The sequence below is a fragment of the Pantoea sp. 9140 genome (assembly GCF_000745295.1).
Lineage (GTDB): Bacteria > Pseudomonadota > Gammaproteobacteria > Enterobacterales > Enterobacteriaceae > Pantoea > Pantoea vagans.
This window is the reverse complement of the sequence record NZ_JQNO01000001.1, coordinates 3,035,990-3,053,758: the sequence shown is the minus strand read 5'-3', so window position 1 is coordinate 3,053,758 and position 17,769 is coordinate 3,035,990. Positions and strand designations below refer to the sequence as shown.

Annotated in this window: 12 protein-coding genes; 10 read left to right on the top strand and 2 right to left on the bottom strand. The window is 56.3% G+C overall.

Annotated features, from left to right (window positions below; all coding sequences use genetic code 11):
* The first annotated feature begins 29 nt into the window (after positions 1–29).
* A complete protein-coding gene (locus tag FA92_RS14100; RefSeq protein WP_033783973.1) occupies positions 30–1,169 on the top strand; it encodes a glycerate kinase in 1,140 nt (379 codons plus the stop codon).
* Positions 1,170–1,344: 175 nt separating this feature from the next.
* Here the strand turns inward: FA92_RS14100 and barA are convergent, their stop codons facing one another.
* Positions 1,345–4,074: a two-component sensor histidine kinase BarA gene (gene barA / locus FA92_RS14095; protein WP_033783972.1), complete on the bottom strand. Its 2,730-nt coding sequence runs from the start codon at positions 4,072–4,074 to the stop codon at positions 1,345–1,347.
* 93 nt (positions 4,075–4,167) lie between these two features.
* Between barA and rlmD the strand changes: the two genes are divergently transcribed.
* From rlmD to queE, 6 genes are all read left to right on the top strand, one after another.
* Positions 4,168–5,484 carry a 23S rRNA (uracil(1939)-C(5))-methyltransferase RlmD gene (rlmD, locus tag FA92_RS14090; protein ID WP_033783971.1) on the top strand — a complete coding sequence of 439 codons (1,317 nt, stop codon included), beginning with the start codon at positions 4,168–4,170 and terminating at the stop codon, positions 5,482–5,484.
* A 29-nt stretch (positions 5,485–5,513) separates the two neighbouring features.
* Positions 5,514–7,745, top strand: coding sequence for a GTP diphosphokinase (gene relA, locus FA92_RS14085; protein ID WP_013358883.1), 2,232 nt, complete (start codon positions 5,514–5,516; stop codon positions 7,743–7,745).
* Positions 7,746–7,901: 156 nt separating this feature from the next.
* Positions 7,902–8,690 (top strand): nucleoside triphosphate pyrophosphohydrolase, encoded by a 789-nt coding sequence (mazG, locus tag FA92_RS14080; RefSeq protein WP_033783970.1) that lies wholly within the window; start codon positions 7,902–7,904, stop codon positions 8,688–8,690.
* A gap of 230 nt (positions 8,691–8,920) precedes the next feature.
* Positions 8,921–10,558, top strand: coding sequence for a CTP synthase (glutamine hydrolyzing) (gene pyrG / locus FA92_RS14075; protein ID WP_013358881.1), 1,638 nt, complete (start codon positions 8,921–8,923; stop codon positions 10,556–10,558).
* Between the two features lie 76 nt (positions 10,559–10,634).
* Complete coding sequence (eno, locus tag FA92_RS14070) at positions 10,635–11,930, top strand: phosphopyruvate hydratase (RefSeq protein WP_013358880.1); 1,296 nt, start codon at positions 10,635–10,637, stop codon at positions 11,928–11,930.
* Positions 11,931–12,079: 149 nt separating this feature from the next.
* Complete coding sequence (gene queE / locus FA92_RS14065) at positions 12,080–12,751, top strand: 7-carboxy-7-deazaguanine synthase QueE (protein ID WP_033783969.1); 672 nt, start codon at positions 12,080–12,082, stop codon at positions 12,749–12,751.
* A 93-nt stretch (positions 12,752–12,844) separates the two neighbouring features.
* Here queE and queD read toward each other — a convergent pair whose 3' ends face one another.
* Entirely contained in the window at positions 12,845–13,204 is a 360-nt protein-coding gene (queD, locus tag FA92_RS14060; RefSeq protein ID WP_013358878.1) for a 6-carboxytetrahydropterin synthase QueD, read from the bottom strand.
* 298 nt (positions 13,205–13,502) lie between these two features.
* Between queD and cysJ the strand changes: the two genes are divergently transcribed.
* Genes cysJ through FA92_RS14045 form a run of 3 tightly spaced genes read left to right on the top strand, consistent with a single transcriptional unit; the run spans position 13,503 to position 17,766 of the window.
* On the top strand, positions 13,503–15,314 hold the full coding sequence (cysJ, locus tag FA92_RS14055) for an NADPH-dependent assimilatory sulfite reductase flavoprotein subunit (protein WP_033783968.1): 1,812 nt from the start codon (positions 13,503–13,505) through the stop codon (positions 15,312–15,314).
* A complete protein-coding gene (gene cysI, locus FA92_RS14050) occupies positions 15,314–17,035 on the top strand; it encodes an assimilatory sulfite reductase (NADPH) hemoprotein subunit (protein WP_013358876.1) in 1,722 nt (573 codons plus the stop codon). Before cysJ ends, cysI begins: the two co-directional genes overlap by 1 nt.
* Positions 17,032–17,766 carry a phosphoadenylyl-sulfate reductase gene (locus FA92_RS14045; RefSeq protein ID WP_004571209.1) on the top strand — a complete coding sequence of 245 codons (735 nt, stop codon included), beginning with the start codon at positions 17,032–17,034 and terminating at the stop codon, positions 17,764–17,766. Before cysI ends, FA92_RS14045 begins: the two co-directional genes overlap by 4 nt.
* Positions 17,767–17,769 lie beyond the last annotated feature (3 nt).

Sequence of the window (17,769 nt, the reverse complement as noted above, 5' to 3'; positions counted from 1 at the left end):
TCAATTACTCAACTGCGCTCGGATTGCCTATGAAAATCGTAATCGCACCGGATTCATATAAAGAGAGTTTATCCGCCCTGGATGTGGCATCGGCGATTGAAGCGGGTTTCCGTGACATTTTCCCCGATGCGCATTACGTGAAAATACCGGTCGCCGACGGTGGCGAAGGCACGGTAGAAGCGATGGTGGCGGCGACGAAGGGAAAGATCGTCAGGTTGAAGGTGACAGGTCCGCTGGGCACGCAGGTTGATGCCTTTTACGGTCTGTCGGGAGATGAACGCACCGCCTATATCGAAATGGCGGCGGCCAGCGGACTGGAGCGGGTGCCCGCTTCACAGCGTGACCCGCTGATAACGACATCGTTTGGCACCGGCGAGTTGATCAGGAATGCACTGGATAAAGGCGTTGCTCACATCATTATTGGTATCGGCGGCAGCGCCACCAACGATGGCGGTGCCGGGATGATGCAGGCGCTGGGTGCCCGATTGCTCGACGCCCAGGGCAACGAGATTGGTCACGGTGGCGGCGCACTCTCTGACCTCGCCAGCATTGATATTGACGCCCTGGATGCCCGTATCCATCAGTGCCGCATCGAAGTGGCCTGTGACGTGACAAATCCGCTGACCGGCAAAGAGGGTGCATCGGCCATTTTCGGTCCGCAGAAAGGGGCGACTCCGGCGCTGGTGCAACAGCTCGATCAGGCGCTGGCCCATTACGCCGCGATTATTCACCGCGATCTCGATATCGATGTGCTGCATATTCCCGGCGGCGGCGCAGCGGGCGGCATGGGCGCGGCGCTGCACGCCTTCTGTCAGGCGGAGCTGCGGCGCGGCATTGAGATTGTTACTGAAGCGCTGGGGCTGGCTGAAGAGGTCAAAGATGCTGACCTGGTGATTACCGGTGAAGGGCGTATCGACAGCCAGAGTATCAATGGCAAGGTGCCGATTGGAGTCGCCAGCGTGGCAAAGCGCTTTCACAAGCCGGTGATTGGCATCGCCGGAAGCCTGACGGCGGATGTCGGCGTCGTACATCAGCACGGGATTGATGCGGTATTCAGCGTGCTCTACAGCATCTGTACGCTGGATGAGGCACTCGCGAATGCCGGAAAGAATGTCGAGATGACGGCGCGTAACGTAGCCGCGACGCTGAAACTGGCCGGATTCCACTGACCGTCAGGACTATCCGGCCATGCAATGCGGGCCGTGATCTGTAGAGGGTGATGCAGGTGGTCAGGCATAGTTTTACGGCGTCAGTCCGTGACTTCGGCGGCAGGTGTGCGTCAGCGGAAGCTAAAGCACCTGCCGGTTAGCGTTTGCGCATATTGCTGGCGTGGCAGCAGGCCGGTCAGACTTCCCCGAACCCTAACAGTCGCCGGGCTTCTCTGGCGACGTTCTCCATCTCATCCTGCAGCTCCAGCAGTTCCGGCTCCAGCGCGGCGATATCGCTGGCCTCCAGCAGCCCCCGTTCCAGCTGATGACAAAGTTGCTTCATGCGCGGCACGCCGCTGTAGCTGGCACTGCCGTGCAGCTTGTGAATAATTTCACGCAGGGCGTTGACCTCATTGGTCGTCATAAACTGCGCCATCTTCGCATGCACTTCCGGTAAAAACTCCAGCAGCATTCGTAGCAGATCGCGCGCCAGCTCGGGTTTGTTCGCCGCCTGACGCAGCGCCAGCTGCCAGTCCAGCGTCGGTAATATTGGCTGCAGTTCCGGCAGGGAGACCACCGGCGGCGGCGTATAGCGCGCCAGCAGCTGTCTCAGCTTGCTCTCATCAATCGGCTTGGCAAGATAGTCATTCATACCCGCCTTGATCAGCTGTTCACGCTCGCCATCAATCGCATGTGCGGTCACCGCCACAATCGGTGTATTTGCGTGATGCGGCAGACCCCGGATAATTTCGCTGGCGCGAATGCCATCAATCTCAGGCATCTGAATATCCATCAGAATCACATCCAGCGACTGCTGACGCGCTTCGCGGATGGCGTGTTCGGCGCTGCTGCACAGCAGGATATTCTGCACCTGCTCCTCCAGCAGCGCGCCAATCAGCTTGAGGTTGGCGGGATTATCATCCACCGCCATCACCGTCAGCGGCAGTCGCGGTGACAGCGGCAGTTCGCTGACCTGGCGGGTATGGATATCCAGTAACATCGGCAGAAGCCGCGTCAGAGAGATCGGTTTAGCGATGCAGCCGTCAATGCCGCGTACTTTTAGTTCATCAGCCAGCAACATCATCGGGCTGGGAAGGGCCATCAGCACGTTGTCTGCCCGATCCAGCAGCCCATTGATCAGGCGCTCATTAAGCAGTTCAGGCTGGCTGATACCGACCGGCATCGCCATCAGGAGTAGCGGATAGTGAGACGCTTTCAATCCCTCCAGCGTTTCACTGTAGTCGATCTGCAATGGGGTGGCGCTCAGCATCTCCAGCGCGGCGCTGGCAACGTTAGCATCCGCTTCCACATAAGCAATACGCGCCTGGGACAGCGTTTCCAGCACGCGGGGCATACCGGGCGCATTGGGATTGAGATCCAGCTGCACGCGAATCATAAAAGTCGAACCCTGATCCGGCTGGCTGCTGAAGGTAATTTCCCCCCCCATCTCCCGCACCAGCTTCTGGGTGATGACCAGACCCAGCCCGGTGCCGCCATGACGCCGCGAAATGCTGGCGTCAGCCTGACGAAACGCCTGGAACAGCTGTGTCTGTTGCTGCTCAGAGATACCGCTATCCTCAACCTGAATCTCCAGCTCGACGCGCGACTGGGTAATCACCCGCTGTCCGACGCGCAGGCCGATGTATCCTTTCTCAGTAAACTTGATGGCGTTACCAATCAGGTTGATCAGAATCTGTTGCAGTCGCAGCGCATCGCCAATCACGTTGTCCGGCACGCTGCTGTCACACACCACCGTCAGCTCCAGCCCCTTTTCATGCGCCGACGGCGCCAGCAGCACCAGGGTTTCATCCAGCGTGGCGCGCAGCGGGAAGGGGATCGCCTCCAGCATCAGCTTGCCCGCTTCCAGCTTCGAAAAATCGAGCACGTCGTTGATAATACTGAGCAGATTATTGGCTGAGCGTTCAATGGTTTGCATATAGTCGCGCTGCGTGGTGCGCAGCTGGGTTTTTAGCATCTGCCGGGTAAAACCCAGTACGCCATTGAGCGGCGTTCGCAGTTCATGCGACATATTGGCCAGAAACTCAGATTTAATACGCGCGGCTTCCTGCGCGCGTTTCTTCGCCAGATCCAGTTCAACGTTCTGAATTTCCAGCTGTTCCAGCGTCTCTCTTAAATCGTAGGTTGCCTGGTCGATATTGTGCTGCATCTCTTCGTGATAGGCGGTCAGCGACATCGCCATCGCGTTAATGCCGTTTTTCAGAATGTTGAGTTCACCCAGCATGTAGCCCTCAACGCGGCTGTCGAGCTGGCCGCGACGGATGCGGTCAACGGTGGTGACCATATTGCGGATCGGGCCGGTAACATCGCGCATCAGACGATAAGCAAACAGCATGGCAAGACAGAGGCAGAAGAGCAGCATCAGCGTGGCAACAAACACCTCTTTGTACTGCTGCAGGCGCACCGACTGCAGATCCAGTTCAATCGCCACATAGCCCAGCGGATTGCCTGCGGGCTTGGCATCTTCATCCGGTAATTCGTCTACATCGTAACGCTCGGAGGTAATCGGCGTGCGCAGAATTAATAGGCTGCCGTGGCGCTCCATTGAGACATCGTCAGGCAGGGCGCGGATATCATCCTGTTGCAGCAGGCTGAGGTTTTGCTTGTGGTTCGAGGTGACATAGAGCTGATTATGATTATCAAACACCGAGATGGCCCGGACGATGCCGGAATGGCGGCGGTGCAGCAGGCTGACCAGCTCACGCATGGCATCCCGATTGTGCCAGGTCATGCTGTATTCGCTGGAGATTGCCAGTGGTTCGATGATGTTAGCTCCGGCATCGATCACCTGGCGCTGCAGTTCGTTGTAGCGGTGCACCACAAAAAATGAGCTGAGCAGCAGGCCAACCATCAGCGTGGGTGCCAGGATTAAAATCATCATTCGCGCCCGCAGGCTGTATTTGGTCATAATAGTCGCCTGGCTACTCCGGCATTAACGTCCCTGTGCATGCGGTCGACAAAACGATGCAGGCCGTTTTCGATAAAGAGAATGAATAACACTATGGCGCAATTTTACGTTGCAAAACAGCGCGTGACGACGCAACAACGGATCACCGTCACCATTGATGAGCTCGATCCGTTCGGACAGGGCGTAGCGCGTCACAAGGGTAAAACCCTTTTTGTCACGGGTGCTCTGCCGGGTGAACAGGCGGAGGTCGTACTGACAGAGGATAAACGTCAATTTGCCCGGGCGAAAGTGACACGACTGATTAGCCGCAGTCCGGACCGCGTTACGCCGCGCTGCCCGCACTATGAACGCTGTGGTGGCTGTCAGCAGCAGCATGCGGATGTGGCGCTGCAACAGCAGAGCAAAGCCCAGGCGCTGAGCCGGATGCTGAGCAGGGCCGCAGCACAGAACGTGGCGGTAGATGAGGTGATTGCCGGTCAGCCCTGGGGCTACCGCCGTCGCGCCCGTCTGGGTCTGCAATGGCAAAATAAAGCGCAACGCTTACAGATGGGCTTCCGCCAGGAAGCCAGCAACGATCTGGTCGATATTCAGCACTGCCCCATTTTAGCGCCCGAACTTGAAGCGTTACTGGTTCCGCTGCACCAGTGCCTCAGTGCGTTGCGCGCCGTCAGGCGTCTCGGACATGTGGAACTGGTGCTGGCGGATAACGGCCCGCTGATGATTCTGCGCCATCTTGATGCGCTGCATGCCGATGATCGTGAAAAACTGGAACAGTTTTCGCATAAGCATCAGCTGATGCTGTTCCTGGATGCGGGGGAAGAAGAACTGAATGCGTTAAGTGAGTCGGTGCCGTTTTATCACTCGCACCAGCTTAAGCTCACCTTCAGCCCACAGGATTTTATCCAGGTTAACGATGCGGTTAATCAGCAGATGGTCGCGAAGGCGATCGCCTGGCTCGACCTGCAGCCGGAAGACCGGGTGCTGGATCTGTTTTGCGGCATGGGAAACTTCACACTTCCTGTAGGAATCTTCGTACAAAATGTCGTTGGTGTGGAGGGGATTGCAGCATTAGTGCGGCAGGCAGCGTATAATGCTGATTTGAATAATCTTAAAAATGTCAGTTTCTTTCAGCATAATCTGGAAGAAGAGGTGTCGCGCCAGCCGTGGGCGGCACAGGGATTTAACAAGGTATTACTCGATCCGGCACGCGCCGGGGCTGCGGGCGTCATGGCGCATTTGGTTAAACTTGCACCAGAACGCGTGGTCTATGTTTCGTGTAATCCCACAACACTCGCCCGCGACAGCCAGACATTGCTGTCGGCAGGCTACCAATTGGAAAGGGTCGCGATGCTGGATATGTTCCCACATACCCGTCATCTCGAATCCATGGTGCTGTTCAGAAAAACATAAGCGATGAATGTCGTTGTGCAGGAGAGGTTATGGTTGCGGTCAGAAGTGCGCATTTAAATACTGAGGGGGATTTCGCCCTCGACCAGTGGATCGCCAGTCTCGGTATTGCCAACCCGCAATCCTGTCAACGCGTTGCTGAGACCTGGCGCTACTGCGAAGCGCAGACGCAGGGCCATCCCGATCAGTCGCTGCTCCTGTGGCGCGGTATCGAGATGGTGGAGATCCTCTCCATGCTCAGCATGGATATTGAAAGCCTGTGTGCGGCGCTGATTTTCCCGCTGGCTAACGATGAAGTGGTGAGTGAAGAGGAGCTGGAAACCGCCGTCGGTAAAGGCATCGTCTCGCTGGTTCACGGCGTGCGCGATATGGACGCCATCCGCCAGCTGAAAGCGATCCACAACGACTCCATGGCCTCTGAACAGGTCGATAACGTCCGCCGCATGCTGCTGGCGATGGTGGAAGATTTCCGCTGCGTGGTGCTCAAGCTGGCCGAACGCATCATGAACCTGCGCGAAATGAAAGATGCGCCGGAAGATGAGCGGGTGCTGGCCGCCAAAGAGAGCACCAACATCTATGCGCCCCTGGCCAACCGTCTTGGTATCGGTCAGCTCAAATGGGAGCTGGAAGATTACTGCTTCCGCTATCTGCATCCCGACGAATATAAGCGCATTGCTAAATTACTGCATGAGCGTCGCATCGATCGTGAGCAGTACATCGATAACTTCGTTAACAATCTGCGCAAAGAGATGGTTAAAGAGGGCGTGCGCGCCGAAGTCTACGGACGTCCGAAACACATCTACAGCATCTGGCGCAAGATGCAGAAAAAATCGCTGGCCTTCGATGAGCTGTTTGACGTGCGTGCGGTGCGCATCGTGGCGGATCGCCTGCAGGATTGTTACGGCGCGCTGGGCACGGTGCATACCCTCTATCGTCATCTGCCCAGCGAATTCGATGACTACGTCGCTAACCCAAAACCCAACGGCTATCAGTCGATTCATACGGTGGTGTTAGGGCCGCAGGGCAAAACGGTGGAGATCCAGATCCGTACCCGCCAGATGCATGAAGATGCCGAGCTGGGCGTGGCGGCGCACTGGAAATATAAAGAGGGGCCAACCTCCAGCAGCGCGCGCGGCGCAGCAGGTCACGAAGAGCGTATTGCCTGGCTGCGTAAGCTGATTAGCTGGCAGGAAGAGATGGCTGACTCCGGCGAGCTGCTGGAAGAGGTCCGTAGCCAGGTGTTCGACGACCGGGTTTACGTCTTTACCCCGAAAGGTGACGTGGTGGATCTGCCGGCCGGTTCGACGCCGCTCGACTTTGCCTATCATATTCATAGTGACATCGGTCACCGCTGCATCGGTGCAAAAATCGGTGGCCGCATCGTGCCGTTCACCTATCAGCTGCAGATGGGCGATCAGGTTGAAGTGATCACCCAGAAACAGCCGAACCCAAGCCGCGACTGGCTCAACCCGAATCTGGGCTATATCACGACCAGCCGTGGACGCTCAAAGATCCACAACTGGTTCCGCAAGCAGGATCGCGACAAGAACATTATCGCCGGACGGCAGATTCTGGATAACGAACTGAATCAGCTTGATATCAGCCTGCGCGAAGCAGAGAAACTGCTTCTGCCGCGCTACAACGTGACCTCACTGGAAGAGCTGCTGGCGGCGATTGGCGGCGGCGATATTCGTCTTAACCAGATGGTTAACTTCCTACAGGCGAAGCTGAACAAGCCGAGTGCTGAAGAGGAAGATCGCGAAGCGCTGCGGCAGCTGACCCAGAAATCGTACTCGCAGCCTGCACGCAAAGAGAGTGGGCGCGTGGTCGTCGAGGGTGTGGGCAATCTGATGCACCACATTGCCCGTTGCTGTCAGCCGATTCCGGGCGATGATATTGTCGGCTTCATCACTCAGGGGCGCGGCATCTCCATTCACCGCGCCGACTGCGACCAGCTCTCTGAACTGATTTCACATGCGCCGGAACGTATCGTCGATGCCGTATGGGGCGAGAGCTACTCCAGCGGTTACTCGCTGGTGGTGCGCGTCACCGCCAACGATCGCAGCGGCTTGCTGCGTGACATCACCACCATTCTTGCCAACGAGAAAGTGAATGTACTGGGCGTCTCAAGCCGCAGCGACACTAAAAAGCAGCTGGCGACCATCGACATGGATATTGAGATCTACAACCATCAGGTACTGGGACGTGTCCTGGCGCGCCTGAACCAGGTCTCTGATATTATTGACGCCCGCCGCCTGCACTGATATTCAGCTGCAGTGCGGCAACCGGCAACCGGAGGTTGCGCGGGCGTTTTCTGCGGTACCTGAGCGTGCCGGACGCGGTTCACCCCGTCCGGCACTGTTATACGCCTCGCCTTCTTGCCCGCTGCCTGTCACCTGACTACTCAAGGACCCGTCTGAATGAACGCTATCGAGCGCCTGCTTGGCATCATGAAAACCCTGCGCGATCCCCAACATGGCTGCCCGTGGGACCGTGAACAGACCTTCACCTCTATCGCGCCCTATACGCTGGAAGAGACCTATGAAGTGCTGGACGCCATCCAGCGCGAAGATTTTGACGATCTGCGCGGCGAACTGGGCGATCTGCTGTTTCAGGTGGTGTTCTACGCGCAGATGGCCAGCGAACAGAGTCGCTTTAATTTTGAGGATATCTGTCACGCCATCAGTGACAAGCTGGAGCGCCGTCATCCGCACATTTTTGGCGATGCCACGGCAGAAACCAGCAATGACGTGCTAAAAAACTGGGAAGCGATTAAAACCGCCGAGCGGGCTGATAAAGCCCAGCATTCGGCGCTGGATGACATTCCTAAAGCGCTGCCCGCACTGATGCGTGCCCATAAGATTCAGAAGCGCTGTCACAATGTGGGATTCGACTGGACCACGCTGGGGCCGGTAGTGGCAAAAGTGCATGAAGAGATTGATGAAGTGATGCACGAGGCGCAGCAGAGCGTGGTGGACGGCGAAAAGCTGGAAGAGGAGATTGGCGACCTGCTGTTTGCCACAGTTAACCTGTCGCGTCATCTTGGCAGTAAAGCGGAAACGGCGCTGCAAAAGGCGAACGACAAGTTCGAGCGTCGGTTCCGTGAAGTGGAAACAATCATCGCAGCACAGGGGTTAAGCATGCCGGGTGCCACGCTGGAGCAGATGGAAGCGGCCTGGCAGCAGGTGAAACAGGGCGAGAAGCGCTGATTATTCCAGCGCTGTGCATAAAGTCGCCAGATATGCTTACTCGTTTCAGCGTGGGTACAACTTTGTGACGCACATCAACATTTCATTGGCAGCTATCCGTTATGTTAGGACGCAGCAATGCGTTGGAGGATGGCTGTGATTCATCAATTGTGGCTGATAGCGGTTTCCAGTATACTGTTTTCCCGTCCTGGTTATTCCACCGTCTTTAAACCTAAACTCTCAGGTTCAGCATGACAACGAATTATATTTTTGTGACCGGCGGGGTCGTTTCCTCTCTGGGTAAAGGCATTGCCGCCGCCTCCCTCGCAGCCATTCTCGAAGCTCGTGGTCTGAACGTGACCATCATGAAGCTGGACCCGTATATCAACGTGGATCCAGGCACCATGAGCCCGACCCAGCACGGCGAAGTTTTCGTCACTGATGACGGCGCTGAAACCGATCTCGATCTGGGTCACTACGAGCGCTTCATCCGCACCAAAATGTCGCGCCGTAACAACTTCACCACCGGCCGTATCTACTCAGAAGTCCTGCGCAAAGAGCGCCGTGGCGACTATCTGGGCGCAACCATTCAGGTTATCCCGCACATCACCAACGCCATCAAAGAACGCATTATTGAAGGCGGTGAAGGTCATGATGTAGTGCTGGTCGAAATCGGCGGCACAGTAGGGGATATCGAATCACTGCCGTTCCTGGAAGCGATTCGCCAGATGGCCGTGGATGTGGGCCGCGAACACACCATGTATATGCACCTGACGCTGGTGCCGTACATGGCGGCGGCGGGTGAAGTGAAAACCAAACCGACTCAGCACTCCGTAAAAGAGCTGCTGTCGATTGGTATCCAGCCAGACGTGCTGATTTGCCGTTCTGATCGTGCCGTTCCGGCCAACGAACGCGCCAAAATCGCCCTGTTCTGTAACGTCCCTGAAAAAGCGGTTATCTCGCTGAAAGACGTGGATTCCATCTACAAGATTCCAGGCATGCTCAAGTCGCAGGGCCTGGATGACTACATCTGCAAGCGCTTCAACCTGAATGCACCGGAAGCCAACCTGGCCGAGTGGGAGCAGGTAATCTACGAAGAAGCCAATCCGGGTGGTGAAGTCACCATCGGTATGGTGGGCAAGTATGTTGAGCTGCCGGATGCCTATAAGTCCGTCATCGAAGCGCTGAAACATGGTGGCCTGAAAAATCGCGTCACCGTGAACATCAAACTGATCGATTCGCAGGATGTTGAATCCCGCGGTGTCGAATTACTGAAAGATCTGGATGCGATTCTGATCCCAGGCGGCTTCGGCTACCGTGGTGTGGAAGGCAAGCTGATGACCGCCCAGTACGCACGTGAAAACAACGTGCCGTACCTCGGCATCTGTCTGGGCATGCAGGTCGCGCTGATGGAGTTCGCGCGCAATGTCGCGGGCATGCCGGGCGCCAACTCCACTGAATTTGTGCCAGACTGTAAATACCCGGTGGTGGCATTAATCACCGAATGGCGTGACGAAGAAGGCAACGTCGAAGTCCGCAGCGAGCAGAGCGATCTGGGCGGCACCATGCGTCTGGGCAGCCAGCAGTGTCAGTTAACGCCGGGCAGCCAGGTTCGCCAGCTCTATGGCTCTGACACCATCGTTGAGCGCCATCGCCACCGCTATGAAGTAAACAATATGCTGTTAAAGCAGATTGAAGCAGCCGGTCTGCGCGTAGCAGGTCGCTCGGGTGATGATCAACTGGTTGAGATTATCGAGATCCCGAACCATCCGTGGTTTGTGGCCTGCCAGTTCCACCCTGAGTTTACCTCGACCCCACGCGACGGCCATCCGTTGTTTGCCGGCTTTGTTAAAGCCGCGCATGAGCATCAGAAGCGTTTAGCGAAGTAAGTTTCACAGACAACGCGCGAACTTTTCGCGCGTTGTCTGTCTTAGGATTGACTAACTTGTACTGAGGAAAATCGTAATGTCCAAAATCGTAAAAGTCATCGGTCGCGAAATTATCGACTCACGTGGTAACCCGACTGTTGAAGCTGAAGTGCATCTGGAAGGCGGTTTTGTAGGCCTGGCAGCTGCACCATCAGGTGCCTCTACCGGTTCACGCGAAGCGCTGGAACTGCGTGACGGTGACAAATCACGTTTCCTGGGCAAAGGCGTAACCAAAGCCGTTGCTGCAGTAAACGGTCCGATTGCTGAAGCGGTAAAAGGCAAAGACGCGAAAGATCAGGCGAACATCGATAAGATCATGATCGACCTGGACGGTACTGAGAACAAATCTAACTTCGGTGCTAACGCCATTCTGGCTGTTTCACTGGCAGCGGCTAAAGCAGCGGCAGCTTCTAAAGGTCAGGCGCTGTATGAGCACATCGCTGAGCTGAACGGCACCCCAGGCAAATACTCTATGCCACTGCCTATGATGAACATCATCAACGGCGGCGAACATGCCGACAACAACGTCGACATCCAGGAATTCATGATCCAGCCGGTTGGCGCTTCTAACGTTAAAGAAGCTATCCGTATGGGTTCTGAAGTATTCCACAACCTGGCAAAAGTGCTGAAAAGCAAAGGCATGAGCACGGCAGTGGGTGACGAAGGCGGCTACGCGCCTAACCTGGGTTCCAACGCCGAAGCGCTGGCAGTTATCGCTGAAGCGGTAAAAGCAGCAGGCTACGAGCTGGGCAAAGACATCACCCTGGCGATGGACTGTGCGGCATCTGAGTTCTACAAAGATGGCAAATACGTTCTGGCCGGTGAAGGCGGTAAAGCGTTCACCTCTGAAGAGTTCACCCACTTCCTGGAAGATCTGACTAAACAGTATCCGATCGTCTCTATCGAAGATGGCCTGGATGAATCTGACTGGGACGGCTTCGCTTACCAGACCAAAGTACTGGGCGACAAAATCCAGCTGGTGGGTGACGACCTGTTCGTAACCAACACCAAAATCCTGAAGGAAGGTATCGATAAAGGTATCGCTAACTCCATTCTGATCAAATTCAACCAGATCGGTTCTCTGACCGAAACCCTGGCTGCGATCAAAATGGCGAAAGACGCGGGCTACACTGCCGTGATCTCTCACCGTTCAGGCGAAACTGAAGATGCAACCATCGCTGACCTGGCGGTAGGTACTGCAGCGGGCCAGATCAAAACCGGTTCAATGAGCCGTTCTGACCGTGTTGCTAAGTACAACCAGCTGATCCGTATCGAAGAAGCGCTGGGTTCTAAAGCGCCATTCAACGGTCTGAAAGAAGTTAAAGGTCAGTAATGACCCTGTGCTGATGGCGCATTAAGCGGCATCGCATACGCTGAAAGCCCCGCCTTGTGCGGGGCTTTTGCTTTTTCGTGTCGCGCAGCTGTTGTTGTGCGACACACGCTGGCATAATCAGCGCCCCGATTTATCCAGGCGAGTAAAAAATGTTCTACCCGATTAACGAAATGTTCCAGACACTGCAGGGCGAAGGTTATTACACCGGCGTGCCTGCCATTTTCATCCGCCTGCAGGGCTGCCCGGTGGGCTGTAGCTGGTGCGATACCAAACACACCTGGGAAAAGCGGGCAGATCGGGAAACGTCTCTGGGTGATATTTTGGTCAAAACGGTGGAGAGCGACGCCTGGGGCGATGCCGATGCCGTCACACTGCTTCGTAGCATCGAACAGCAGGGCTGGACGGCGCGTCATGTGGTGATCACCGGTGGTGAACCGGCGATTTACGACCTGCGTCCGTTAACCACGATTCTGGAACAGCACGGTTTCCAGTGCCAGATTGAGACCAGCGGCACTCACGAGATCCACTGTTCTGAGCAGACCTGGGTGACTGTCTCGCCGAAGGTCAACATGCGCGGCGGCTACGATGTGCTGCCCCAGGCGCTGAGCCGGGCCGATGAAATTAAACATCCGGTGGCACGTCAGCGTGATGTGGACGCACTGGATGGGCTGCTGGCGGGGATTGACGACACCAAAGCCCGAATCATCGCTCTGCAGCCTATCAGCCGTAAAGACGATGCTACACGACTCTGCATTGAGACCTGCATTGCACGTAACTGGCGTCTGTCGATGCAGACCCATAAATATCTCAATATCGCCTGATAAAAAGTGTGCTGAGCGGTTAACCACAGGGAAGAGGCTTGATGCGGGATGGAAGCGAAACAGCGTCGGATCGAAAGGCTCGATCCGACAGGCTTAGCCGCGGTAAACGCAGCCTGCGGTGCAGGTTTCTTTGATCATGACCGCGCTTAACAGCGGCAGTTGCGGCTTCATCTGATCCCAGATCCATTTTGCCAGCACTTCGCTGGTGGGATTTTCCAGGCCAGGAATATCATTCAGATAGTAGTGGTCCAGCCGATTGTACAGAGGCTTAAACGCCGCCTTCAGTTCAGCAAAATCCATAACCCAGCCGGTATGCGCATCCACTTCGCCGGTAATCTCCAGACGAACCAGGAACGAATGACCGTGCAGACGGCCACATTTGTGTCCGGCCGGCACATTCGGAAGATGGTGCGCGGCTTCGAACTGGAACTCTTTAAACAAGGTGGTAGACATAGTGGTTCTCAGACATTAAAAAACCGCTGAATTCTACCTGATTACCGCTTTTTTCGCACCCGCGCCGCACAAAGCGATACTTTCACATCCGATTGCCGGATCGTGTCCAGCTAATTAACTGATAAATCATCCGTTTACTTACCAGTTTTAACGATTAGCTCTACCAGAAAAACCACTTAGTCATTTTGGTTATTTGATATGTCGAAGGTGTATTTAATCGTTAATATACAGCCCGGTAACCTACGCACTCTTCCGCCACTTTACGGTCCGGACTTCTGATACTGGAATTTTTAACGCGATGACGACTCAGGCACCTGGTTCACTGCTTCCGCTCTCCCCGGAACAACTCGCCCGCTTACAGGCGGCGACGACAGATTATTCCCCGACTCAACTGGCGTGGCTGTCAGGCTATTTCTGGGGCCGGGTAGAGCAGACGCCGGGTAGCGCCGTCGCCAGCAGCGCACCGTCCGCGCCCGCCGCTGAAACGCCGGTTATTACCCTGCTTTCTGCTTCCCAGACCGGCAATGCCCGTCGTCTGGCTGAGCAGCTGCGTGATGACCTGCTGGCCGCGAAGCTGAACGTAAACCTGGTGAATGCCGGTGATTACAAGTTTAAGCAGATTGGCCAGGAAAAAATGCTGGTGGTCGTAACCTCTACTCAGGGCGAAGGCGAGCCGCCGGAAGAGGCGGTAGCGCTGCATAAATTCCTGATGTCGAAGAAGGCACCGAAAATGGAGGGTGCGGCCTTTGCGGTGTTTGGCCTGGGCGACACCTCTTATGAATTCTTCAGTCAGGCGGGCAAAGATTTTGACAATCGTCTGGCTGAGCTGGGCGGCGAACGCCTGCTGGATCGCGTTGATGCGGATGTCGAGTACGCAGAGCAGGCTTCGGCCTGGCGCAGTGCGCTGACCGACATTCTGAAACAGCGCGTGCCGACCGAATCCCCGGCGCAGGCTGCGGCGACAGCGGCAGGCAGCGTCAACGAAGTGACCACCAGCCCCTACAGCAAAGAGTCTCCACTCAGCGCCAGTCTGGCGGTGAATCAGAAAATTACCGGACGTGACTCAGACAAAGATGTGCGCCATATCGAAATCGATCTGGGCGACTCCGGTCTGCGCTACCAGCCTGGCGATGCGCTGGGCGTCTGGTATGAAAATGACGCGGCGCTGGTCAGTGAACTGCTGGAGCTGGTCTGGCTGAAAGGCGATGAGCCGGTAGAGATTCAGGGCAAAACCCTGCCGCTGGCGGAGTCGCTGCAAAAGCATTTCGAGCTGACGGTGAACACGGCGCAGATCGTCGCGCAGTACGCCCAGCTGTCCCGTAATGCGGAGCTGCTGTCGCTGGTGGATGATAAAGCCCGGTTGCAGCACTATGCGCAGAACTATCCGATTGTGGATATGGTGCGTCTGGCTCCGGCTGAACTCACGGCAGAACAGCTGACCGGCCTGCTGCGACCGCTGACGCCGCGACTCTATTCTATCGCCTCTTCGCAGGCCGAAACCGACACCGAAGTGCACATCACCGTGGGTGCAGTGCGCTTCGATATTGAAGGTCGCCAGCGCGGCGGCGGTGCATCGACCTGGCTGGCCGATCGCATTGAAGAAGAGGGCGAAGTCCGTGTCTTCATTGAGCACAACGATAATTTCCGCCTGCCGGCTAATCCGGACGCGCCGGTGATCATGATTGGCCCGGGCACCGGCATCGCGCCGTTCCGCGCCTTTATGCAGCAGCGCGACAACGACGGTGCCAGCGGCAAAAACTGGCTATTCTTTGGTAATCCGCACTTCACCGACGATTTCCTCTATCAGGTGGAGTGGCAGAAATATGTGAAGGATGGGCTGCTGACGAATATCGACCTCGCATGGTCACGCGATCAGGCAGAGAAGATTTACGTACAGGATAAGATCCGCGCGAAAGGGGCTGAAGTCTGGCGCTGGATTGAAGAGGGCGCGCATCTGTATGTCTGTGGCGACGCGAATCGTATGGCAAAAGACGTCGAGCAGGCCCTGCTGGATGTGGTGGTCGAACACGGCGGAATGGATCGTGAAACGGCCGACGAATTTTTAAGTGAGCTGCGCATTGAGCGCCGTTATCAGCGAGACGTTTACTAATGAGCGATAAACACCCTGGACCGCTGGTTGTAGAAGGCAAATTAGCAGACGCTGAGCGTCTGAAGAAGCAGAGCAACTATCTGCGCGGCACCATCAAAGAAGATTTGGAAGAAGGTCTGACCGGCGGCTTTACCGGCGATAACTTCCTGCTGATCCGTTTTCACGGCATGTACCAGCAGGACGATCGCGACATTCGTGCCGAACGTGCAGAGCAGAAACTGGAGCCTCGCCACGCCATGATGCTGCGCTGCCGACTGCCGGGCGGGATCATCACGCCGACGCAGTGGCTGGCCATCGACAAATTTGCCACCGATAAAACCATTTATGGCAGCATCCGTCTGACCAACCGTCAGACCTTCCAGTTTCACGGTATTCTGAAGAAGAACGTCAAGCCGACGCATCAGATGCTGCATGAAGTGGGGCTGGATGCGCTGGCGACCGCCAACGACGTCAACCGTAATGTGCTCTGTACGTCGAACCCGGTTGAGTCGGAACTGCATCAGGAAGCGTATGAGTGGGCGAAGAAGCTCTCCGAGCATCTGCTGCCGCGCACCCGTGCCTATGCAGAAATCTGGTGGGATAAAGAAAAAGTCGCGACAACAGACGAAGAGCCGATTCTCGGTGAAACCTATCTGCCGCGTAAATTCAAAACGACGGTAGTGATCCCGCCGCACAACGATGTGGATCTGCACGCCAACGATCTGAACTTTGTCGCCGTCGCCGAGAATGGCAAGCTGGTGGGCTTCAACCTGCTGGTGGGTGGTGGCCTTTCGATCGAGCACGGTAACAAAGCGACTTACGCGCGTACCGCCAGCGAATTTGGTTACTTCCCGGTTGAGAAGATCCTCGATGTTGCCGAGGCGGTCGTGACGACGCAGCGTGACTGGGGTAACCGTACCGATCGTAAAAACGCCAAAACCAAATATACCCTTGAACGTGTTGGTGTCGAGACCTTTAAAGCGGAAGTTGAAAAGCGCGCTGGCCTGACGTTTGAGCCGATCCGTCCCTATGAGTTCACCACCCGTGGTGATCGCATTGGCTGGATCAAAGGCATCGACAACAAATGGCACCTCACACTGTTTATCGAAAATGGTCGCCTGCTCGACTATCCGGGCCGACCGCTGAAAAGCGGCATCGCGGAAATTGCGAAAATCCATCAGGGTGACTTCCGCCTGACAGCCAACCAGAACCTGATTGTGGCGGGTGTGCCGGAAAGCGAAAAAGCGCAGATTGAAGCGATCGCCCGCGAACATGGTCTGATGGATCATGTGACGCCACAGCGCGAAAACTCCATGGCCTGCGTTGCGTTCCCGACCTGTCCGCTGGCGATGGCAGAAGCCGAACGCTTCCTGCCCGCGTTTGTGACCAAAGTCGAGGGCATCATGCACGCGCATGGCGTTGGTGATGAGCACATAGTGTTACGCGTTACCGGTTGTCCGAACGGTTGCGGCCGTGCCATGCTGGCGGAGCTGGGTCTGGTGGGTAAAGCGCCAGGCCGCTACAACCTGCATCTGGGCGGAAACCGCAGCGGAACGCGTATTCCCCGTATGTACCGTGAAAACATTAACGAAAGCGAAATTCTCGCCACCATTGATGAGCTGGTGGGACGCTGGGCCACCGAGCGCCAGGCCGCTGAAGGCTTTGGTGACTTCACCATCCGCGCAGGCATTGTTGCGCCGGTGCTGGACCCGGCACGCGACTTCTGGGAGGAAGCAAAATGAGTCAGCCCGACCTCGCAGCACTGAATGAGATGTCCAAAGTCCAGCGTGCGATGGCGCTGGCCGCGACCAATGCACAACTGGAGAAGTCATCAGCAGAAGAGCGGGTCAGCTGGGCGCTGGAGAATTTACCGGGCGCCTACGTGCTCTCCTCCAGTTTCGGTATTCAGGCGGCGGTGTCGCTGCATCTGGTGACGCGTCAGCAGCCCGATATTCCGGTGATCCTCACCGACACCGGCTATCTGTTCCCGGAGACCTATCGTTTTATTGATGAGCTGGCGGACCAGCTCAATCTCAACCTCAAAGTGTTCCGCGCCGAAACCTCACCGGCCTGGCAGGAAGCGCGCTACGGCAAGCTGTGGGAGCAGGGCGTCGAGGGGATTGAGAAATATAACGAGATCAATAAAGTCGAGCCGATGAACCGGGCTATCGAAACCCTGGGTGCCCAGACCTGGTTTGCCGGCCTGCGCCGTGACCAGTCCGGCAGCCGGGCAAATCTGCCGGTGCTGGGCGTGCAGCGTGGCGTCTTTAAGCTGCTGCCGATTATTGACTGGGATAACCGCCAGATTCATCAGTACCTGGAACAGCACAAGCTGAAGTACCATCCGCTGTGGGATGAAGGCTATCTTTCAGTAGGTGATACCCATACCACCCGCAAATGGGAGCCGGGTATGGCAGAAGAAGAGACACGCTTCTTCGGTCTCAAGCGTGAGTGTGGTCTGCACGAAGGCTGATGA

Excerpts from the sequence above, each read along its gene's own strand:
- eno (WP_013358880.1), top strand. The coding sequence starts at position 10,635 with ATGTCCAAAATCGTAAAAGTCATCGGTCGCGAAATTATCGACTCACGT.
- queE (WP_033783969.1), top strand. The coding sequence starts at position 12,080 with ATGTTCTACCCGATTAACGAAATGTTCCAGACACTGCAGGGCGAAGGT.
- cysJ (WP_033783968.1), top strand. The coding sequence starts at position 13,503 with ATGACGACTCAGGCACCTGGTTCACTGCTTCCGCTCTCCCCGGAACAA.
- FA92_RS14100 (WP_033783973.1), top strand. The coding sequence starts at position 30 with ATGAAAATCGTAATCGCACCGGATTCATATAAAGAGAGTTTATCCGCC.
- queD (WP_013358878.1), bottom strand. The coding sequence starts at position 13,204 with ATGTCTACCACCTTGTTTAAAGAGTTCCAGTTCGAAGCCGCGCACCAT.
- relA (WP_013358883.1), top strand. The coding sequence starts at position 5,514 with ATGGTTGCGGTCAGAAGTGCGCATTTAAATACTGAGGGGGATTTCGCC.
- barA (WP_033783972.1), bottom strand. The coding sequence starts at position 4,074 with ATGACCAAATACAGCCTGCGGGCGCGAATGATGATTTTAATCCTGGCA.
- FA92_RS14045 (WP_004571209.1), top strand. The coding sequence starts at position 17,032 with ATGAGTCAGCCCGACCTCGCAGCACTGAATGAGATGTCCAAAGTCCAG.
- rlmD (WP_033783971.1), top strand. The coding sequence starts at position 4,168 with ATGGCGCAATTTTACGTTGCAAAACAGCGCGTGACGACGCAACAACGG.
- mazG (WP_033783970.1), top strand. The coding sequence starts at position 7,902 with ATGAACGCTATCGAGCGCCTGCTTGGCATCATGAAAACCCTGCGCGAT.
- pyrG (WP_013358881.1), top strand. The coding sequence starts at position 8,921 with ATGACAACGAATTATATTTTTGTGACCGGCGGGGTCGTTTCCTCTCTG.
- cysI (WP_013358876.1), top strand. The coding sequence starts at position 15,314 with ATGAGCGATAAACACCCTGGACCGCTGGTTGTAGAAGGCAAATTAGCA.